The sequence below is a fragment of the Maledivibacter sp. genome (assembly GCA_025210375.1).
Taxonomy (GTDB): domain Bacteria; phylum Bacillota; class Clostridia; order Peptostreptococcales; family Caminicellaceae; genus JAOASB01.
Window position 1 is genome coordinate 311,037 of record JAOASB010000029.1, and the last position, 22,707, is coordinate 333,743.

The following is a 22,707-nucleotide window of genomic DNA, read 5'->3' on the forward strand; positions in this document are numbered from 1 at the left end:
TTAAAAGCCACAAAGCTATGCCACCAAATATACTATATCTTAAATATTCAAATTAAGGATGATATTTCCATATAGAGCTTAGCCAAGTCAAAGTTATTCAATTTCCTCAATTATTTTTCAAATACTTCAACTACCCATTCCTTTCTTATCTCCCAAATAGCCCCTTGATTTACTCCCGAGATACTTATATCTTCATCGAATAATCTTTCCCAGCTTTTTCTTATTTTCGATTTTAGCAAAGGGTAAAAATTACTCATATATGCTTCAGAATCATCTGTTATATTATATCTTTTAAGCTCATTTCTAAATATCCCATAATCATTTTCATCCTTAGGTATGTAGGAAAGATTCAATATCTTATTCCACTTTCCACTATCAAATAGTATTACTTTATCCTTCTCTATTTCTAAAGCTAAAATAACTGAATCCTCAAAATGCTCTACATACCTAGAATCCCCCCAAGTCCAGATTGGAAATTCAGCACCCTTGGGAGGTTGTACTATATTCTTGCCATTAATTACAAACCAATCATATGCAGTGAGAAAAATCTTTGAAACCTCTTTATATTTGTTAGTTATATATTCTCTTTTCACATGATATACACCTTGCTTTGTTATTGTATCCAATACGATTTTATTCTGACAAGTCCAGAGTCTTATAGTATCCTTCTTCATAATCTCCTCCTACTCTAGGCACATTCAAAAATAGACTAGTCATCTTACTCGTCCCTTTGATTTTTTTCATATACCTTACTAATTTTCTTCATAATGTACTATATTCACTATCCAATCCTTCCTTATCTCCCATAGCGTAGCTTGAGTAAGATTACATAGTCTAATATTATTATCAAATAGTCTATCCCAGCTTTTTTTAATCTTATTTCTTAATAAAGGATAAAAGTTCCCTTTTCCCCCCATACATAGGGCAGATTCATCAAAAATGCCATATTTTTTTAACTCTTCATTGTGTTTCTTTTCATCTTCTCTATCTAATGGAACATACCAATAGTTTATTACATATCCCCATTTTTCCTGATCAGTAATAACAACATATTCCCTATCAACCTCTAACTCTAAAACCACAGAATCCTCGGTAGGCTGAAGCATCATATTTTCTGTAGTTGATAACCATATAGGATACTGTACTTCTTTAGGCTTTGATACTATTTGGGCTGCCCTCTCCGTATACCATTTATACGCTTTAAGATAAAAGGGAGCGATGGTATCAAGCTTCTCCTCTATGTATTCCCTTCTCACACGATATACTCCGTACTCTTCTAAATCCCTCAATATCCCTTTATTCTGCCTTGTCCAAAGTTTAATTTTACCCCTATCAGTTTCATGACTCATTTTTAATACTCCCTTCTAGAAGATATTATAGGTCCAGAAAATTGCATAACTCTTACTTGGCAGAACCTGATATGCGAATATCATCCTATATTTAATTGCTTAAGATATAAGCATATTTGATAGTATAGCTCTGAGGATTTTGAAACTGCATGTAGTATAGGGATTTTAGTATAGACTTTAACTTATACAAGTCCAAAATGCCCAGGAACATCGCATATTTGTCCATGTATAAGTTAAGTTATACTATAAAACCCTATATAGATGGTTTTTTATAGAAAGTAATTATGCAATTTGCTCGGTCAATTATATTATTTAATAATTTCATTATATTATTTATGACTTCATTTTACGAGTAATTTGAAATATTAATAAATGGAAAATTGGAAAGTATGATAATATGTAAATATATTATGGAATTTCATCAATTGAAAATTTCTAACTGGAGTGAGAATTTATGAAAGTGGCTAGATTACTTTCAATAGTTATAATGCTGTTGAATAAAAAAAGGATTACCGCAAAGGATCTTGCTGATTACTTTGAAGTCTCCATAAGAACAATACAAAGGGATATTGAATCTATTAACATGGCGGGGATTCCCATAATATCTTATAAAGGACAATTCGGTGGATATGAAATATTAGACAATTATAAGATAGACAAAAATTTTTTATCCGACTCCGAACACAGTCTTTTACTTACATCATTAAAGGGTATTAATAAAGCCTATGAAGATAAATGCCTTAGAAGTATTATTGAAAAACTCACCTCCATTAAATCCCAAAATAGTTCTAATGGAGAAAATAGGATAATAATGGACTTTAGCCCCTGGGGATTTTCTAAAAGCTTAAAAGACAAAGTTGATACCATAAAAAAAGCAGTTGATATAAAAAGGGTGATAAGCTTTAATTACATAGACTTAAATGGAAATTCTACCAAGAGACTTGTTGAACCTGCTTTATTAGCCTTGAAGATAAATAGCTGGTATTTATATGGATATTGTAGATTAAGACAGGACTTTAGACTATTTAAAATTACAAGGTTAAGAGAACTGATAATTACAAATGAGCCCTTTGACACTAGAGAAAATGACTTTGACTTCAATTTTATTTTCCCATCTGAAAACACTGTCAAGCTTAAACTAAAATTTACTCCAAAAGCATTAAACAGGCTAGATGATTATTTTGAGTTTGAAAATTTGGATTTTAATAAGGATGGATATATATATGCCTATATAAACTATCCCGAGGATGAATGGGTTTACAGTATGATTCTTAGCTTTGGCAATAATGTTGAAGTTATTGAACCCCATCATATTAGAGAGATCATAAAGTACAAAGCAAAAAATATTTTAGAAAAATATGAATAGGTTTAGGAATTACGACAATATGATGTCATATTACCTTTGCTATAATTACATTGAAAGGGAGTTCAGGAGGTGTCTTAATGAATAGTAATTTGTGTCAAAGCTGTGGTATGCCATTAAATGATGAAAAGTTAATGGGGAATAATGGAGATGGTACTAAGAATAAGGATTACTGTACCTATTGCTTTAAGGATGGTGATTTTACAGGTGATGCTACAATGGAGGAAATGATAGAAATTTGTGTTCCCCATATGATTAAACAAGGCTTTGAAGAAAAAAAGGCTAGAGAAATGATGAATAATCTTTTCCCAAATTTAAAGAGGTGGTCTAAATAATTTAGGCTATTGGTATTTAAATACCGGATCAGATCTTTTTGTCAAAGTTTCAAAAATGTGATATAGAAACAATCCACCAGATACACTTAAAACCCTGTGTATCAAATGGATTAGTTTCCATATCACATTCTCTCTTTAAACTGCAAATTTTTTTCAACAGTCTCGAAGCATCTACATTGTCAAATAATATCACATATCTATTTTTTCTTCTAAACCTTCTATAAACCCAATCATATCATTCAAATATGGTATTGAGCTTTGCGCCCCGAGCTTTGTTGTTGACAATCCTGCTGAAGCATTAGCGAACTCAATCATTTTATCAATAGCTTTATCAACACCTATTGCTAAAGCCGCATTAAAAGTATCTCCAGCTGCAGTAGTATCCACGACTTTTACTTTATAGCTGTTAAAATATTTGATATTATCCCTGTCCATATACAAACATCCTCTAGAGCCCAAAGTAACAACTACTTTTTCAACACCTTTATCTAAAAGCTTCTTGGCTCCCTCTTCAATATTTTTTGTCCCCGTTAGAAGCTCCAGTTCAGTTTCATTTGGGGTAATTATGTATATATTTTTATAGACATCTTGAGGAATTTCTTTAGCTGGAGCGGGATTTAATATAACCTTTTTATTATATTTTTTTGCTAATAAAATTGTTTTTTCTACAACCTGCATGGGAATTTCCAACTGTATTAGAATTATATCTCCTTTTTCAATAATATCTTCAAGGGCCTCAATATTTTTAGGAGTTAATCCTTCATTAGCACCTGGATATACAATAATACTATTTTCTCCATCTTCACTGACCGCGATAAAGGCCGTTCCAGTTACATCATCTAATTCAATAATCCCTGAAATATCTATTCCATTTTCCCGAAGATTTTCCTTCATTTTTTTGCCTATTGCATCATTACCAACGGCACCGATCATGGAGACATTCCCTCCCAATCGCTTAGCTGCAACAGCTTGATTGGCACCCTTCCCTCCTGGAATGATATTCAATGAAGATGCCAGTATAGTTTCGCCCTTCTTTGGAAGCCTCTTAGCCATTACGCTGTAATCAACGTTAATGCTTCCAACTACAACAATTTCCATAAAAACACCTCATCTGCTTAGTATTTTGGTGCATTCCACCGTCCATTCTGTCAACTGACTTATGCTTGTTTTTTCTAAACCACGTACATAGGTATTGATATCATCCCCAATGGGTAATGTCCATTTTTTATCTAATCCCTCTTCACTATTTATAATACCAACTATATTACCTACCTGTGCAGCATTACAATCCACATCTAGTCCAGCCATAGCAGTAATGAACATGGTTTCATCAAAATCACCATTACCAAACCATAAAGCTACTACTTCAATCGCAGCATTTGGGAAGCCATGAACTAGGTTATATTGCTCAAATTCCTTTTCACATGCGATCAATACTCTCTCAAAATCCTTGGACTCCTTGCATTTAGAAAGAGCAAAATCTACAACATAATAGTACTCACTATCCTTTGGAAGCATATTAATGGCTTTTTCTAAAATTATTTTTATATCATCTTCAACAAAGGATAGGGATGTCATTACTGCATTGAACACTTCCCCGACTATTCCGCTGTTGTGATGAGAAATTTCTCCGTCTATCCAAGCCAAATTAGCTGCAAGATAGGGATTACCTGGAGCAACCATTCCACAAATCCCTCCACGCATTTGAGCCCCTATCCATTCCCTATAGGGATTATTTAAGTATCCACTCTCAGGTGGATAAATACCCAGCATTAAATTTTTCAAGGCAATATCCTCAGCAGACCACCCAAAGGGAACCATAGCCACCCAATTTTCAGCAATATCCTTTGAAGTAATTTCTTTTCCCTTTTCTAGCAATGTTTTTAAGAAGGCTAGTTCGTAGGTGATGTCATCATTATATGTGCTTGGTTTCTTCAAATATTCTCTGACTTCCCCAAAGGTATCCTTAATAGTCTTTCTATCATATCCTTCCAGGGCTGTACCGAAGGAACCTGCACAAATTTGTCCCATCCATCCATTGAAAACCTTATTCATGAATTCATCACTTTGAATATCTACCCCTTTAATTACTTGAGAGAAATCAACTGAATCCTTGAATTCTATCCATGAATTATAAATTTTATAGTCCCAATACTTAGAACTGTTATCCTTTTTAGCATTATTCAGTTCATAGAATATCTTCGATGTGATCTTGGTAAGTTCTGAGATATTTTCCTCATCATATAGCTTATATCCTTTTTCTAACAGTCTTTCTGCTTCATCAACATTTCTACCCATATTTTCAATTGACTGCACCGCACCGGCAATAAGACTTGAAGGCGCTCCTGAGCCAGGAGCAACACTTCTCCATATTGTCCTTATCTTATTAAGTTCATGAACTTGAGAATCCTCCATAGTCCAATCATTATCATCCTCTATAACAATTCTTGCCTTTGCATCTGCAACAATATCCCTTGCAATTTTCCATGCTTTCATATGACGCCTCCTCATATTAAAGGAAATTTTTAAATTACAATTCTTAAATTTTTAATCTATTCTTGAATCTAGCTTTTTAAGAGCTTCAAAAAGCATATTCACAAAAGCTTCTCTATTAACATCAAATAAAACTTCTGTATTTGCTTTTCTTGAATCCTTCACTGTACAATCAACTACTGTCATTCCCCTTGTCAATTCTCCATGGGTCTCTATATCAACATGACATTTTTTGGCCGTAAATATTTCCGGTCGTAACAGCCATGCCACTGCACATGGATCATGTAAAGGACTGCCCTCAAAGCCAAACCCTTTACTTGCAATTGAATAAAAATCCAAGAGCTGTGCAACCATCTGAGAAACTGAACCTAGTCCTTTGAGCTTTGCAATTTCATCATCAAATATTTGAGCCCTATGGGTAACATCTAGACCACTCATGGCAATGGGAATGCCTGAATTAAATACAATTTTTGCTGCTTCAGGGTCTACATATATATTAAACTCAGCACAGGGAGTTACATTGCCACCATAACACGCTCCACCCATTAAAGATATATATTCTATGTTCTCCTTTAATTCAGGATAAGATTTCAATAGCAAAGCTATGTTTGTAAGGGGGCCTAAGGGAACTAAAGTAATCGGTTCACTGGACTCTTTGATAATTTTCGCCATGAATTCTATGGCATTTTCTTTCACTGCATCAAATCTAGCTTCTGGTAGAATAGGGCCATCCATCCCCGATTCACCATGGGCCTCAGCACCAGTTCTTAACTCTCTTAATAATGGGCCTTCAGCTCCCCTTGCCACCTTTATATCTTCATTTAGAAAACTAAGAATTTTCAATGCATTATCGGTTATTTTTTCTAATGTCTGATTCCCTCCAACCGTTGTTATACCCCTAATATTTAATTTATCCCTATGGGCTAAAGCCATTAGAATAGCAATAGCATCATCATGTCCAGGATCACAGTCTATGATAATATTTCTCATTAGTTATCCCTCCAATTTCTTTTTCTTCCTAGCTTCCTTGGAAGCATATACTACTAGACCTATCACAGTTGCCACATAAGGAATTATTTGAACAAACTCTGCAGGTATATTTAAAGAGCCCAATGAATTGGAAAGTGCATCAGCCATACCAAATAATAGGGATGTCAGTGCAGTACCAATGGTTGTACCCCTTCCCATGGCCTCAGCTGCTAATGCTATCCATCCACGGCCGGCAGTCATATTACGGGAAAACCAAGATACATATCCCATGGACATGTAAGCTCCACCTAATCCGCATAAAGCACCACTAAGAAGTAAGGCAATAGTCCTGGTTTTATTGACACTTATTCCTACTGAATCCGCTGCATTTGGGTTCTCTCCAACGGCCTTTATTCTCAATCCTAATGGAGTCCTTTTAAACATGAAGTAAATAAGTATAACCGATATTATTGAAAAATAAGTCAGTACATTATGTCCAGAGAAGATATCCCCTATAATTGGTATATTCTCTATAATAGGAATATCTATTGATGGCAATATTTTACTTGGCAATGATGCAGATGTTCCCTTATCATGGGTAAGCAAATATAGAATAAATATGGATCCACCATCAGCGAATAAGTTAATGGCAATTCCACCTAATATGATATGGGTTTTAAAATGAAGAGTAAAATATGCTAATACTCCAGCAACTAAAACCCCCATTAATACAGCACCTATTAAACCAATCCAAGCACTTTGAGTATATGCACTTACAATAACACCCATTAAAGCTGAAATAAGCATTGTACCTTCAAGTCCTATATTTACTATACCGGCTCTATCAGATACTACAGCTCCTAATGCCGCAAATAATATTGGAGTGGTTACACGAAGAACTGCATATCCAAAGTCCACGGAAAAAATTATATCAAACAAACTATGCATCTTTTCTTGCCTCCTTTAGCATCATGCGTTGTCTCCACATCTGGAGGAATCTTTCCGCTGATATCAAGAAAATAATAACTGCTTGCATAATAGCTATCATTTCCGCTGGCACATCACTCAATCTAGCCATCATATCAGCACCAACACGGATATATGCAAGAAATATGGCTGAACCAATAACTCCAAGGGGATTATTTCTAGCCAGCATAGCCACTAAAGCACCATCAAATCCATAACCCGGTAATGACTGCCATTGAAATCTCCTATACATACCTAGTATCTCAGTAGTCCCTCCTATACCTGCTATAATACCTGCTATAACATGGGCATAGATGATCACCTTAAATGCATTCAGCCCAGAGTATTCTGCAAATTCCCTATTTAGTCCTGTCATTCTAAGTGCATATCCCCATTTGGTTTTATAAAGAAAATAATATGTAAATATTACAGCTAAAGTCACAAGTATTAATCCATAATGAATCCTTGTGCCGGGAATTAAAACATCTAGTCTGGAGGTCTGCTTAAATTTATATGATACCGTAGCAAGAGCATTAGGGTCCCTTAGATAATAATTCACTATATAAAGGCCTATTCCCAAAAATATACTATTAAACATCAATGAGGTCACCAATTCATTGGCATTCCATTTAGCCTTCAAATATCCAGGAATCAGTCCGATCAACCCTCCTACTAAAGCACCTGCAAATATTGCAGCCAAGGGATGTATGAATTCCGGAAGGTCAAAAAATATTGCAACTACTGCACCAACAACTCCACTAAAATAAAATATACCTTCAGCACCTAGATTAAATAAATTGGCTTGAAATACAACTGAAGTGGCAAGTCCTGCAAAAATTAATGGAATGGCCATCTCTATAACATTACCGAAATGTCTTATAGATGTTATTGGCCCAAACATAAAATCAGATATGGTTTTTATTGGTTGATCACTTATAAACAATATGATGACAAAACCTATGATTAAAGATATAAAAACGGCAACTATCGTCCTAATTATTTCAAAAACTGTTTCTTTACCCATGAATTGCCCTCCTTATCTGTTCTTCTGAATGACGATTCAAACCAAGCATACAAAGTCCCAGTTCTTCCTCCGTAATTGATGAGGTATCATCAAAATATGCAACTATTTCTCCTTCATACATAACAATTAGACTATCACTCAATTCTATAACTTCATTTAAATCCGCTGAAACAAGTAGGATAGCAGTACCTATATCTCTAAGTTCAATAAGCTTTTCGTGAATGAAATGAGCCGCTCCTATATCAACCCCTCTTGTGGGTTGTTCTGCCACTAATACTTTAGGCTTTGTTGCACATTCCCTAGCCACAACTACTTTTTGAATATTTCCCCCGGATAGCATTCTTATCTTTTGTAGGGCATTTGAACATTTTATCATAAATTCTTCTATCAATTTATCCGATAGGGAATTGATTTTCTTTATATTTAAAAATACTCCACTATTAAACTCTTTTTTTTCCGATTGATTGGCAATTAGATTTTCTTTTATATTTCCATCTCCAGCAGTTCCTTGTGTCATACGATCCTCGGGTATATATCCAAAACCAAGATCACGAATTTCCTTTATATTTAGATTGGATACTTCCCTTCCAATAATCTGTATATTACTATTCTTTATCTTTTTATTTCCAGTAATTATTTCAATAAGCTCTCTTTGACCATTACCCTCAACCCCTGCAATTCCTACAATTTCCCCTTGACGAAGGGAAAAATTTATATTTTGCAGAACCTTTTTATTTATTTCATTAGTGTAGTTTAAGTTCTCAACATTTAATAAGGTCTTACCATAGGCATGCTTCTCCTTATCATATTTTAGAACCACATCACGTCCAACCATCTTTTTTGATATTTCCTGCTCCGTAACATCTTTAGTATAGAATACACCTTCATGCTTTCCCTTTCTCATAACCGTTATCCGATCACTAATTTCCTTTACCTCTTTTAGCTTATGGGAAATAAATACTATGGTGTGTCCTTTTTTCTTCAGATTAATCAGCTCTTCAAATAATGCCTTGGTTTCCTGGGGTGTTAAAACAGCTGTAGGTTCATCCAATATAAGTATTTTTGCACCCCTTAACAAAGCCTTTAATATCTCTATCTTTTGTTTCATACCAACAGAAAGATCTGCTACCTTTGCTCTTGGGTCAACAATCAGATTGTATTTTTTTCCAAATTCTTCTGTGATTTTGATAGCTTCTTCTTCATCAATAAACATTCCACTTCTAGGTTCCATCCCTAAGACCATATTTTCAGCCACTGTGAAGGAGGGAACAAGCATAAAATGTTGATGAACCATACCAATTCCATATTTTATAGCATCATTGGAGGATGACATTTCAATCTTTTTATCCTTTAAAAATATGTTTCCTTGACTTGGTTTTTCCATTCCAAAAAGAATCTTCATAAGAGTAGATTTACCGGCTCCGTTCTCACCAACAAGGGCATGGATTTCTCCTTCTACTAAAGAAAAATCAATATCTTGATTGGCAACCACTCCGTTGTCGTACACCTTTGTTATCTTGTCCATTCTTAACAAGCATTCTGACATAGATATCCTCCTTGTCACTTGAATTAAAAAAAGGATTACCTCATATTAGAAAGGTAATCCTTTTTAGATACTATTGAGGTTTCACTGAGTTACGGATTTCATTAATTTGATCTGTATCCAGACCAAATGCTGTTTTAACTTCAATTTCGCCATTAGTCAGTTTGGCTTCGATTTCTTCAACCTTCTTCTTCATTTCATCATTTAATAAATCATTATAGAATTCATTCTTAGCGATTCCTATTCCGCCTTCTTTAAATCCTAAAACTTCATACTTACCAAACTCTAATGTACCTTCTTGATATTTCTTAACAGCTCTTAAAATAGAAGCATCTATTTTCTTAAGTGCGGAAGTCACAATATGTTGTGATTTTTCGATATCTGTATCTTTAAATAATAAAGCTTGATCGGAGTCAACACCGATAGCATATTTATCTATTTCCTTTGCTGCATCCAATTGACCTAATCCTGTCATACCAGCAACATTAAACCCTATATCTACACCGGCATTATACTGAGAAATCGACATTTCTTTTCCCTTTGCAGGATTTGCAAAATCACCTACATAGGATACAGCGACTTTTATTTCCGGCTCTACATATTTTGCTCCTTCAATATATCCAACTAAGAAGTCATTGATTCCTGGGTTATCCATGCCACCTAGAAAACCTATTAATTTCTCTGGATTTACCAACGGCATATCAGAAGTAGTAACTAAAGCCGCTGTGGCACCAGCTAAGAAGGATACCTCATTAGTCTTATAGAACATGGCATATAAATTATCTGGAGTTTCGCCATCTGAAGTATCGAAGTTTATGTATTTTTTATCTGTGAATTGTTCTGCGGCTTCATTTAACATCTCTGTCATTTCCCATCCACCACTAATTACAATGTCCCAATCCTGTTCTGATACATCAAGTAAAGTCGGCTGCCATTTAGTCTTATCAATACCCATTTCGATAACCTTAGTTTCTGCTCCCAACTCTTCCTTAACCATATCTAAACCATGGTTTGCAGAGTCAAAGAATGATTTATCCCCAAGTAAACCAGGAATAAGCAATACAATTTTTAATTTTTCCTCGGTACTCTCTGTTCCATCCTTAGCAACATTTTCCTTTGAATCAGTGTTTGTACTATTTCCACATCCGGTTAAGGCTAGTGTGAAAAATAAAGTACAGCAAATAACTAAACTAATAAACTTTTTCATTTTTATCCTCCTATGTAATATAAATATTTTTACTTATTGAACTAATGTCATAGTAATATTTCAAAATACTTAATAATCCATAAGTATTTTGTATTCTAACTAGTACAATAAGCTGATTCACATTAATCTAGCTTTACATCACCCTGTATCCCTTTTTTAGTTGTACTCTCTCTAACTACAAGCTTAGTACTAAGCTTTTTAACCTTTCTTTTAAGCACCTTACCTTCTATTAAGGATATAAGCATTTTTGCTGCCTCATATCCCATTTCGTAGACAGGCTGACTCACTGTGGTTAGTGTAGGAGTAACAATTTGAGATAAGCTAATGTCATCAAATCCAATAACTGATATATCCTCTGGTACATTTAATTTTAACTTCCTAGCAGTCTTATAAACACCGTAAGCCATTAAGTCATTACAAGCAAAAATTGCGGTTATTTCCTTATTCTTAAGCAGCTCTTCCGATGCTTTAATCCCCCCATCAATCTTAAAATTGGATTGGACTATAAATCTATCATTGTATTTGATCCCATTATCCTTTAAAGCTTTTTTGTAACCCTCAAATCTTTCTTTGGAAATCGAAGTATCCAATGGGCCTGTAATGCAGCCAATACTTTTATGTCCATTTTGTATTAGGTACCTCACGGCTTCATATGCTCCAGAAAAATTATCTGTATAAACTCCATGCAAATCCTTTGATTTAAATCTTCTATCAAGAATTACTATTGGTATCTTATTCTCCATAAGTTCTAGGATATGTTTTTCTTCAAGATTATGTGTACTTGTGATAACTAATCCATCCACATGCTTCTCCATTAAAGCGTTGATATATATCTTTTCCTTTTCCCCATTATTATCAGAATTACATAAAAAAGCATTGTAGCCCTTATTTACTGAATAATCCTCCACTCCCCTAGCTAAATCTGGAAAAAAGGGATTTGTAATGTCTGGTAAAACCAATCCAATTGATTTAGTTTTTTTAGTAACTAATCCCCTGGCTAAGGAACTGGGTTTATAATTAAGGTCCTTAATTATTTGTTGAATCCTTTTTCGAGTTTCTGATCCTACACCTTCATCCTTGTTATTAATAACTCTAGATACTGTTGTAGTAGAAACATTTGCAAGCCTTGCTATATCCTTAATTGTAACTCTCAAAACATCACCACCAAGAGTATAGAGATTTTAAGTAAACGGTTTAGTTAAACGTTTACGTTAACCGTTTAACCAAATTATAAAAAAAAACTCGAAATTTGTCAACGTAATTTTGAATATTTTCCTTAAAATAATCTGAGGGTAAATATTATAATATAAAGGCATAAAAAAAAGGTGTCTCAGAATAGTTCTGAAACACCCAAGGGCAAAGCTCAAGGCATCATACTTTGAGACAGCCCCTTTGCTTCTAAATATTTATTTTATTTCTTTTCCATCACATAGAAAGTTAATAGCTTGGTAGTATTTATCAAAGCATCTATATGGGTACGCTCCATAGAATGGGAAGCATGAACTCCGGGGCCTATAAGGGCTCCTTTTATATTGTTCCCACCCCTAAGTGCAGCAGAAGCATCCGACCCATAGTAAGGGTATATATCTATGGCATGATCTATATCTTTATCCCTAGCTATTGAAATCAGCTTTGAAACGATATCATAATCGTATGGTCCTGAGGAATCCTTGGCACATATAGAAACTTGCATTTCGGTGCAATTTAAGTCATCTCCCATGGCTCCCATATCTATAGCTATAAACTCATCAATATCCTCGGGTATAAAGGCAGATCCATGGCCCACTTCCTCATAGTTGGAAATAAAAATCTTTATATTATTTTGTGGAGTTATATTATGTGATTTTAAAAGCTCCATTAAACCAAAAAGTATAGCTACCCCAGCCTTATCATCTAAATGCCTTGACTTAATAAATCCATTTTCCATGATTACAGTTCTAGAATCAAAGGATATAAAATCTCCAGTATATATACCCAAAGCTTCTACATCTTCTTTAGACTCTACCTGCTCATCAATACGTATTTCCATATTAGCTTCTTCACGCTTTTGAGTTCTGGCTTCTGAATATACATGCACCGATGGCTGAGTGGTGAGAACCGTACCATCATAGACCTTACCATTTCTAGTATGTACTTTGCAATATTCTCCTTCTACAGTTGACATCATGTAGCCACCAATAGATGTAAATCTAAGGGTACCAGAATCTTTGATGGAACGTACCATAGCCCCTAGGGTATCTACATGGGCTGAAAGTCCAACCGTATATTCTGGATTTTTGCCGGGTATTGTGATGACACCACAGCCTTTTTTTGTTCTTTCAAAGTTATAGCCTAAGCCCTTGACTTTTTCTTCAATTTTCCCCATTATTTCATTACAAAAGCCACTGGGGCTTGGGGTTGTTAAAAGCATTTTTATTACCTCTTGCAAATAGTCTTTATTGATTGTATATTCCATAAATACCTCCTAAAAAGTTTAATTATTCTCAACATTTCTATTATATCAATATATTGAGCAAATTGCATAATTACCTTCTGCAAAAACTATCTACTATATATAGTTAAAAAACCTTAAGAACTATACCATCAAATATGCTTATATCTTAAGCAATTAAATATAGGATGATATTCCCATATCAGGCTTAGCCAAGTAAGAGTTATGCAATTTCCTCTATTATTGATTTGTTTATTGCTGAATATAAAATATTTTCCATATATTCTTTCATTTAATTCTGTTGTTCTATCAATTTCATAATATTTGATTTGTTTTTACCATCTTTACATCGCTTTAATAAGTGATTTAAATATTGTTTGTCCATTTCATCACCGTTTTGAGCTATCGTCTTTAATTTTTCATAGTTCTCCTGTAGTATCTTTTCAAATACATCGGCATTTAGATTATGAACTTCGTACAGCCAGTCTTCAACTTCTTTAAACCTAGATGGATCAAATCTTTTGTTTTCAAAATCCCATGAGTATTCAACTGTTGTCTTAGCATTAGCATAATCTACTGTTACTTTATTATCCTTGGATTTTAAATAATTATTATATATTACAAATGATACTTCATAATTGACTTTAACAACAAAGCTATCATCATCACTTATAATTTTTTTATTTTCTTCATAAACTTGTATTGGAAAATCGTAACTTGGCGGTAGATCAATCCAAGCATCAGATAAATATTCCAGATCCTTTACAATTTTATTGTTTTCTATACGATACCATATTTCATTTACTATATGTTCACCGGTACCACGTCCCACTAGCTTTTTAACAACTATCCAATTATCTATAACCTCAAAGCTTGCATGCTTCTCGGAAAAAAAATCTCCATAATCGATACTTCCTATATAACAGTATTCTCCATTATATTTATTAAATATAAGCATTTTACCGGTATTTTTATATTGATTAACCAAATCGATAGCTATAATAGGATTATCTATATTATTTAAATTGATTTCATTTCTAGTAAAATATCTTGTTCTTTCTGGCCAAGTCTCTCCAGAACTTAGTTTTTCAAATAAGCTATCCCCCGTAGCTCCTAATTTTTTCCCTGCAATTACAAGGGCACCATCAAAGTCACCATTCGTTTCTCGTTTTTCTATTTCTTCACAATGCATTTCAATATCTTGTAAGTATTTTTCAACGTCCTTTAAAGTTACGACATCACTGCTTATGACCTGTTCATATTGTTTATCATCAATATGTGACTGTTTTTCATTATTTAGCTTTAATAATTTATTATTATATATGAATGTTAATAAAATAATTAATACAATAACAAAACCTATTGTTAAGAATGATTTCTTATTCAATAATTCTCGCCTCCAAACTAATTTGTTTCCTAAAATAATATTAAGCAAATAATTAAAAGCCTGCTAAAGTAATCTTTAATAATAAGTTACTTCGGCAGACTCTTTAATTATATTTATTAACTACACGTTATTTATTCCGCTAGTTCTAAAGCTATCTCCATCATTTTTGTAAATGCAGTTTGTCTTTCTTCTGGAGTAGTTTCTTCATGGGTTAAAATATGATCACTTACTGTTAGTATACATAAAGCATTGACCCCAGCACGTGCAGCATTCATATACAACGCAGCGGCTTCCATTTCCACTCCTAATATGCCCATTTTCTTCCACTTCATTATTGCATCAGGATTATCTCCATAGAAAATATCACTAGATAGTATATTTCCAACATGAACATCTATATTTTTTTCATCAGCAATCTTCTTAGCTTTATCTAATAGCTTCCAAGATGCAATTGGTGCTAAGGTTCCAGGCAATTCATATTGGGCAGCATAATTAGAATTTGTTGACGCCCCTATTCCAAAAATAACATCATATAACTTTAAATTTTCCTGTAGGGCTCCACATGAACCAATACGGATTAAGTTCTTTACACCAAAAACATTAATCAATTCCCAAGAATAAATCCCTATACTAGGCATTCCCATACCGCTACCCATTACAGAAATTTCTTTCCCTTTATATGTACCAGTATAGCCAAACATATTACGTACAGCATTAAACTGCACAACATTCTCTAAAAAGTTATCTGCTATGTATTTAGCACGTAATGGGTCTCCTGGTAGCAGAACCGTTTCAGCTATTTTGATATTGTCTGATTTTATATGTGGTGTGCTTTTTGACATTTTAATTTTCCTCCCTTATTTTCCTTTAAAATGTTTTTAGCGGGGGTGTCTCAGAATGACAAATTTCTTCGCTATTTGAAATACCATGGACTTAGCACCTACATAAATACTAATCAAATCAGTGCAATCCCAAAACCTACAGCTCTATTCATACTGAAATACCCCGGGGCTGAATAAAAGGGATTGTCTTTTTAGACAGCCCCTATTCATATTATATGATAAAGTACTGTACTTGTCACCATATAGATATTCTTTATTATATTCCCCATTAATTTGAAACCTATTGTATAGATTTCCCAAAGTTAAACTTAATTTATATATATCAAAATATCCGATGATTCTAGGGATTTTTGATGTTTATAAATTAACTGTTTAACTGAAATATCTATAAATAATGTTGGTTTATATGGTTTTATTAAGATGCTCCATTACTAAGTTTTTATCTGAATCTTTTTGATCATGTAATATTGATTCGAGTTCCGATATTTTCTCAATCAATAGTTGCTTTGGCTTTAATTCCTTAGCTTTTCCCAACAGCCTATATGCATCCCCATACTTCTCACCTATACATGCAATTATACCTAGTTTGAAGTATACAATAGCTGTATAATTATTTGTTCTAAGTCCAGATTATTCATTCATGTATTGATCTAAGAATTGTAATACAGAATTCCATGCTTCTCTATTGGCTTTTGCTGCGTCCTGAGCCGTAACTAATGGACTATCTATAATTGGAGGTAGATTAGGAATAAAGAAAGCATGACCCATGGCTGGAAAGTTTATATGCTCTACCTTATTAGAATGTTTATTGTCCTTTAAAGATTTTGTTATAGCTTTACACATCTTGTATGAAGGCCAAGTGGCATCCTTTTCTCCAGAAATAAGTAGCAACGGGCAATTTATGTTTTCTACTTTTATCTCGGCAGCTTTCATCTGCTCACTATCGACTTCCTGCAAAGCTCTTTCATGGATATTACATAATGTGGAAGCATTCATATCCATTGTAAATACTACACCCTTTGGATAATTAATATAACTTAAAGGTTCTTCTTTATAAGTCCATGACGATTTTGCCTTATTATCTCCCATAGAAATTCCTTGAAACACATGGGATGAAGGTACATATCCTATTACCGCTGCCAACTGTTGAGAAGTAAGAGAACTAAAAAGTAGTGACAGTTCGGCTCCTTTAGATATACCTATCATTCCAATTTTATTTGAGTTAATAGCTTGGTGATTACTTAAATATTCTAATGCATTCTCAATATACTCCAATGGAATTTCAATAAGTTCATTAGGTAAACCATAGTTGCCCTGATAGTCAAAATAGCTTAAAGCAAGTGCTGCGTAACCTCTTGAACTAAGTAAAGCAGCTATCTGCTCTGACCACATAAATCCACCACTAGAACCTCCTAGAACTATCAATGCTGGCAAATTATTCTTTTCCTTTGGTGTAAAGAGTTTTCCTATAAAATTTTTATCAAGGGTTATCATTTCTGTATCAATATCAGTAAAATTCACATCTATAACTTCTTCGTCTTGAATTATACCTTCATATAATAGACGGAATGTGACTTCATGGGAAGAAGTACTCATTTTTAAAAACATTGGAGGATAGGATGGAGCTTTTTCTTGTAATGTCATTGACCATAAAAGTCCAGATGGGTCACAATCCCTATAGCTTCCATTTGTTGGTCTATCCTTACTTAGGTCTATATTTCCCTCTTCATCTGCTACAAAGATTCCAAAAGCCATCCAATTACGTCCCATATCATCCTTTGCTTCAGCTTCAAGCTTTATCTCTTGAAAGGGCTGCAACCCATTTATGCTGATTTGTAGCTTATCATCAATCATATTGTATTTACTTGAAATATTAATTTTACCTTTCATTGTAATCTCTCCTTTTATAATAGTTAAATTTAACTATCCATTTTAAAAATAAAGGTGAATTATAATTCACCTCAGATTGTTGACAAAGTCAACAAGATGCTAGGCTGCCTAACAATCTGAAGTTCGAGGCGTGCTGAAACCCAGAGGCCGTAGCGTATACAGACATACGTAAGGGTTCTGGGTTGAAGCAACAACGAAGAAATTCGGGTTTTTAGGCAGCCTAAGGTGAATTATAATTCACCTTTACTAGAATATTCCTCTGCAATATATCTGAGTTCTTTAATATGGTCTTTGATATAATATAAAAGCCTTAAATCAGACTCCATATGCTCTATTCCATTGCTAAATATAGCTTTTAGAATATTGGGAGCTTCAGAGTATTCTATTTTCTTTTCCTCCCCATGTCTCCAAGCTATAATATCCTTTTCTAAATCATCAATATGATTTTGAATAGCAGCACTTACTTCGTCTTCAGTTATTTCATTTAGGAAGGAAAGTGAAGTGTATAATGATGAAGGAAACTTACGGGAAGGAGTTTTTAGGGCTTCCTTTAAAAGGATTTTAAATTCCTTCTTACCAGCTTCTGTAATCTCATATATAACACGAACCCTATGCCCTCTTTCTTCCTTGCTGTGAACCTTTATTAGTCCCTCTTTATCCATCTGCCTTAGTGCATGATAAATTGAATTGGGCAAAAGATTAGTCCATAAATCTACACGTTCTTTTTGTAGAATCTGTTGTATCTCATATCCATGCATAGGATGCTTTGACAGCAATCCTAAAACTATTATTCTTGACATTTTTCTCCTCCAAGTATAGTTAATATTTAATACTTAAATTTAACTATATTATAAACTACCATGGCATAACTTTCAAGCTCATTTCCTTTGTGCTAATATTTCCTTTCTATATTTTTGTAAAGCTTCATCAATTCCTAAATTGACTATAAATAATCTAGGTATAATCTTTTACTTTAAAATATTAACTAACTTATTATATAATAGACTGTGTATGTCCATATTTTTTTAATACATTTATAAAAGCTATTAAGTAAAGGAGCATAAAATGAGTATATTAACAGTAAAAAAGCTAAGTCATGGATTTGGGGATCGTGCAATTTTTCATGATGTTTCCTTCAGACTTTTAAAAGGTGAACATATTGGGCTAATTGGAGCTAATGGTGAAGGAAAATCTACTTTTATGAACATCATAACGGGAAAGCTGGAGCCCGATGATGGAAACATAGAATGGTCAAAGCGTGTGAGGGTTGGATATCTCGACCAACATACAGCACTTGAAAAGGGTATTACAATTCGTGATGTGCTAAAAACAGCCTTTAAGTATCTTTTCGACCTAGAAGCTGAAATGAATGATATATGTAATAAGATGGCTGAAGCCACTCCCGAGGAGCTTGAACAGATGCTTGAGGATATGGGTACAATTCAAGATGTCTTAACCAATAATGACTTCTATATAATAGACTCAAAGGTTGAAGAAATCGGGAGAGGGTTAGGATTAAAGGACATAGGCCTTGATAAAGATGTTAATGATCTAAGTGGAGGACAAAGAACAAAGGTACTTCTTGCAAAGCTATTACTTGAAAAACCAGATATTCTTCTCTTGGATGAGCCTACAAACTATCTAGATGAACAACATATAGAATGGTTAAAGCGTTATCTCCAAGAATATGAAAATGCCTTTATACTTATATCCCATGATATTCCATTCCTCAACAGCGTAATAAACTTAATTTATCATATGGAAAACCAGCAGCTTAATCGTTATGTTGGTGACTATGACAATTTTACTAATATTTACGAAGCCAAAAAACGACAGCTTGAAGCTGCATATAAAAAACAACAACAGGAAATTTCTGAGCTTAAGGACTTCGTTGCTAGGAATAAAGCTAGGGTAGCTACTAGAAACATGGCAATGTCTAGACAGAAAAAGCTTGATAAGATGGACAAAATTGAATTAGCAAGGGAAAAACCTAAGCCAGAGTTCAACTTTAAAAAAGCTAGAACCTCGGGCAAATTGGTTTTTGAAACAAAGGACCTTATTATAGGTTATAATGAGCCCCTTTCAAATCCTTTAAATCTACGTATGGAGCGTGGGCAAAAAATTGCATTAATTGGAGCCAATGGCCTTGGTAAAACAACACTCCTTAAAAGCATTCTCGGAGAAATCAAAACTATTTCTGGCTCTACTAAGCTAGGGGACTATCTCCACATAGGTTACTTTGAGCAGGAAATTAAGGAATCTAACTACAATACTTGCATTGAAGAGGTTTGGCATGAATTCCCTGGATATACTCAATACGAGGTTCGTGCTGCCCTTGCAAAATGTGGATTAACAACAAAGCACATAGAAAGTAAAATCCTTGTGTTAAGCGGTGGAGAACAAGCTAAAGTTCGTTTATGTAAGCTTATCAACAGGGAAACTAATTTTCTTGTTCTAGATGAGCCAACCAACCATCTTGATGTTGATGCTAAAGAAGAGCTTAAACGTGCCCTTAAAGAATATACTGGCAGCCTACTTTTAATATGCCATGAACCGGAATTTTATAGGGATGTTGTAACGGATATTTGGAACTGCGAAGCATGGACAACTAAGATAGTATAAAAGAAGGAGCTAAGCTCAAGGAATTATCCTTTGAGCCAGCTCCATTTTTTATTTTATCATATTAGGCATATTCAAAAATAAACAGGTCATTTCAATTATTATAGAGATTTCAGTCAAAACTTTAATTTTGGGAAATCTATATATTTGAATTATTTATCTTTATTGTCAGTAAAGATATCTTCATTTTTCACATAGTTAAACATCTTAGTCATGGCAAGAGTATTTTCATTTGTATCAATCAGCTTATATTGTACTTTGATATCACTGTTATCAACCTTTGATTTATACTCCCTTACAATCAATTTATTAATATTGATGAATTCAAATTCTATATCTTTATTATTAATATACAAAGTTCCCGTTGGATACAAATTATTACCTTGTATAATCAAATCATCATCTTTTTTAAATACAGTATCAATCCTAATGTTGTTTGAATCCTTCCTATAGGAACTATTATCTTCAATTACCCATCTGCTATAATCTTCTTCTATCATTTTTTCACCATACATAATATCGAATTGCAAAGCCTTTATTTGTTTATTATATTTTTCATACTCTTTTGTTTCTCCAGTCCTGTTAAAGTAATGCCCCTTCTTATCCGTCACAAAATGCTTATTTATAGCTGAAATTTCTTTACTAGTATGAAATAAATATTTATAATAATTAGGCATATCTACCCCAGCCTTATCAAGTAAATAAGGCCCTAAAAACAAGGAATCAAACAATCCAAGATTCTGTGATTCTTCTGTAGTATTAGACCATAATATGAATGGTGTTGACATCGTCTTTATATAGTTTTCCGTATATGGTTTATCTTCAGTGTAATATCCGCTATCCCTATATACCTTTAAGTCTTCACCTAATAGGGGAAGATGATCTCCAAAAAAAAGTACCATAGTTGGCTGATCATCATTCCTTAAATAGTCAATCAACTTTTTTAATGCTTTATTAGCATCATATATCCCCTGTGAGTATGTTTTCAGTATTTGCTTGCCTTCGTTATCTAAATTTCCTTTTATCTCAATATTCATATTATCTTCATTATATCTATAATCATCATAGGGCCCATGATTCTGCATCGTCACTGAAAAAATGAACTGTGGCTCCTTGGATTTTTTAATCTGGTCAATCATTAAGTCAGTTACCGCCTCATCGGAAATATAGTAACCCTTTTTCTCGGGGGCAACAAGATATTCAACACTCAGAAAATCATCAAACCCAAGATGCTTATATACTTCATTTCTATTGTAATACCACCCCATATGGGGATGAATAGCTGTAGTCTCATATCCTTGATTTTTCAAAACACTAGCCAGGGACATGAGAGGTGCCTTCACCTCATTGGGATACAACATATATCCGTTCTCAAAATAATGGGTGGATAAACCAGTTAATACCTCAAATTCAGTATTAGCAGTCCCACCAGCATAAACTGGAGACTCCATCATGCCATAAATGCTTTCCTTCCTCAATTCTTCAAAATCCTTCATGGGATTTGGAGTAATTTCTGCATTCTTCAATAGATTAACATCCCAATAGGCTTCATTCATAATTACAATAATATTTGGCTTAACATTTTCTGTATCCTTCTTATTTGAAGAAAACCTATTAAAATACCTCTTATTTTCCTTTATTATCCCCTCTATAAATATACGGTCATGTATTGGGCCTTCACTAATTCTTTTATTATTAAATTGAGAAGAAAAATTCAATATAAATCCCTTTGAAGAATAATCCCCAGCTTCAGCAACGCTGGAATTTGTAACTAAAATAACAATCATCAAACTTACAGCTAGATTTAAAACCATTAATTTTTTTGTGAAATCCTTATACATGATTTCTTTTAATTTATAGATAGTAATTATCATCGCCAAGGCTATAAGTATAAAATACACTATGTATTTTGACATATTAACAGCATTTGTTATATTTTGGGCTTCATTAAATAAAAAAACATCACTGGGAATAAGCGGAATACCTCTTAGATCATACTTGATGACATTTAAAATACTAATTGGTAAAATAATCATCATTGTCAATATATTTCCTAGTCTGCAATTAAAAAATATCGTTCCTAAAGTAATATTTAAAGCAAAAATAAAGATTATTGACATTATAAAGTAAAGTGGATGAAATATTGAAGCCTTTAGTGTTGAAAATATACTCTTTCTAGAAATAATCTCACTACCCATATAAAGTAAAATAGAAAATATTAAGGTAATAATATATTCATATTTATATTTCTTTATTTCATCAACTATTTTAAGTCTTGTAAACATAGTA

Annotated in this window: 20 protein-coding genes; 3 read left to right on the plus strand and 17 right to left on the minus strand. The window is 33.5% G+C overall.

What is annotated here, in order from left to right; all coding sequences use genetic code 11:
• Positions 1-110: 110 nt before the first annotated feature.
• Both N4A68_10930 and N4A68_10935 read right to left on the minus strand, forming a co-directional pair.
• The gene (locus tag N4A68_10930; GenBank protein MCT4564808.1) at positions 111-674 is read right to left on the minus strand and encodes a DUF3841 domain-containing protein; all 564 of its coding nucleotides are present in this window, start codon (positions 672-674) and stop codon (positions 111-113) included.
• Positions 675-752: 78 nt separating this feature from the next.
• Positions 753-1,349 (minus strand): DUF3841 domain-containing protein, encoded by a 597-nt coding sequence (locus N4A68_10935; protein MCT4564809.1) that lies wholly within the window; start codon positions 1,347-1,349, stop codon positions 753-755.
• Between the two features lie 454 nt (positions 1,350-1,803).
• On the opposite strand from N4A68_10935, the gene N4A68_10940 reads away from it, so the two are divergent.
• Complete coding sequence (locus N4A68_10940; protein MCT4564810.1) at positions 1,804-2,715, plus strand: YafY family transcriptional regulator; 912 nt, start codon at positions 1,804-1,806, stop codon at positions 2,713-2,715.
• Between the two features lie 77 nt (positions 2,716-2,792).
• Complete coding sequence (locus N4A68_10945) at positions 2,793-3,047, plus strand: zinc ribbon domain-containing protein (GenBank protein ID MCT4564811.1); 255 nt, start codon at positions 2,793-2,795, stop codon at positions 3,045-3,047.
• Positions 3,048-3,236: 189 nt separating this feature from the next.
• On the opposite strand, the gene rbsK is transcribed toward N4A68_10945, so the two are convergent.
• From rbsK to N4A68_11015, 14 genes are all read right to left on the minus strand, one after another.
• A complete protein-coding gene (gene rbsK / locus N4A68_10950; protein ID MCT4564812.1) occupies positions 3,237-4,145 on the minus strand; it encodes a ribokinase in 909 nt (302 codons plus the stop codon).
• Between the two features lie 9 nt (positions 4,146-4,154).
• Positions 4,155-5,543, minus strand: coding sequence for an ADP-ribosylglycohydrolase family protein (locus N4A68_10955; GenBank protein MCT4564813.1), 1,389 nt, complete (start codon positions 5,541-5,543; stop codon positions 4,155-4,157).
• Between the two features lie 51 nt (positions 5,544-5,594).
• The gene (locus tag N4A68_10960; GenBank protein ID MCT4564814.1) at positions 5,595-6,530 is read right to left on the minus strand and encodes a nucleoside hydrolase; all 936 of its coding nucleotides are present in this window, start codon (positions 6,528-6,530) and stop codon (positions 5,595-5,597) included.
• Between the two features lie 3 nt (positions 6,531-6,533).
• Positions 6,534-7,457: an ABC transporter permease gene (locus tag N4A68_10965; protein ID MCT4564815.1), complete on the minus strand. Its 924-nt coding sequence runs from the start codon at positions 7,455-7,457 to the stop codon at positions 6,534-6,536.
• Positions 7,450-8,499 carry an ABC transporter permease gene (locus N4A68_10970; protein ID MCT4564816.1) on the minus strand — a complete coding sequence of 350 codons (1,050 nt, stop codon included), beginning with the start codon at positions 8,497-8,499 and terminating at the stop codon, positions 7,450-7,452. Before N4A68_10970 ends, N4A68_10965 begins: the two co-directional genes overlap by 8 nt.
• Positions 8,492-10,045 (minus strand): ABC transporter ATP-binding protein, encoded by a 1,554-nt coding sequence (locus N4A68_10975; protein ID MCT4564817.1) that lies wholly within the window; start codon positions 10,043-10,045, stop codon positions 8,492-8,494. Before N4A68_10975 ends, N4A68_10970 begins: the two co-directional genes overlap by 8 nt.
• 70 nt (positions 10,046-10,115) lie before the next feature.
• A complete protein-coding gene (locus N4A68_10980; protein MCT4564818.1) occupies positions 10,116-11,249 on the minus strand; it encodes a BMP family ABC transporter substrate-binding protein in 1,134 nt (377 codons plus the stop codon).
• A gap of 122 nt (positions 11,250-11,371) precedes the next feature.
• Positions 11,372-12,403 (minus strand): LacI family transcriptional regulator, encoded by a 1,032-nt coding sequence (locus N4A68_10985; GenBank protein ID MCT4564819.1) that lies wholly within the window; start codon positions 12,401-12,403, stop codon positions 11,372-11,374.
• Positions 12,404-12,660: 257 nt separating this feature from the next.
• Positions 12,661-13,704 carry a M42 family metallopeptidase gene (locus N4A68_10990; protein MCT4564820.1) on the minus strand — a complete coding sequence of 348 codons (1,044 nt, stop codon included), beginning with the start codon at positions 13,702-13,704 and terminating at the stop codon, positions 12,661-12,663.
• 268 nt (positions 13,705-13,972) lie between these two features.
• The gene (locus N4A68_10995) at positions 13,973-15,067 is read right to left on the minus strand and encodes a hypothetical protein (protein ID MCT4564821.1); all 1,095 of its coding nucleotides are present in this window, start codon (positions 15,065-15,067) and stop codon (positions 13,973-13,975) included.
• A 131-nt stretch (positions 15,068-15,198) separates the two neighbouring features.
• On the minus strand, positions 15,199-15,909 hold the full coding sequence (deoD, locus tag N4A68_11000; protein MCT4564822.1) for a purine-nucleoside phosphorylase: 711 nt from the start codon (positions 15,907-15,909) through the stop codon (positions 15,199-15,201).
• 402 nt (positions 15,910-16,311) lie between these two features.
• The gene (locus N4A68_11005) at positions 16,312-16,443 is read right to left on the minus strand and encodes a hypothetical protein (protein ID MCT4564823.1); all 132 of its coding nucleotides are present in this window, start codon (positions 16,441-16,443) and stop codon (positions 16,312-16,314) included.
• 96 nt (positions 16,444-16,539) lie between these two features.
• Complete coding sequence (locus tag N4A68_11010; GenBank protein MCT4564824.1) at positions 16,540-17,799, minus strand: acyl-CoA thioesterase/BAAT N-terminal domain-containing protein; 1,260 nt, start codon at positions 17,797-17,799, stop codon at positions 16,540-16,542.
• 230 nt (positions 17,800-18,029) lie between these two features.
• Positions 18,030-18,599 (minus strand): PadR family transcriptional regulator, encoded by a 570-nt coding sequence (locus N4A68_11015; protein ID MCT4564825.1) that lies wholly within the window; start codon positions 18,597-18,599, stop codon positions 18,030-18,032.
• A gap of 265 nt (positions 18,600-18,864) precedes the next feature.
• Here N4A68_11015 and N4A68_11020 point away from each other — a divergent pair, with 265 nt between their 5' ends.
• On the plus strand, positions 18,865-20,421 hold the full coding sequence (locus N4A68_11020) for an ATP-binding cassette domain-containing protein (GenBank protein ID MCT4564826.1): 1,557 nt from the start codon (positions 18,865-18,867) through the stop codon (positions 20,419-20,421).
• A 149-nt stretch (positions 20,422-20,570) separates the two neighbouring features.
• Here the strand turns inward: N4A68_11020 and N4A68_11025 are convergent, their stop codons facing one another.
• A complete protein-coding gene (locus N4A68_11025; protein MCT4564827.1) occupies positions 20,571-22,703 on the minus strand; it encodes an LTA synthase family protein in 2,133 nt (710 codons plus the stop codon).
• Positions 22,704-22,707: the final 4 nt, after the last annotated feature.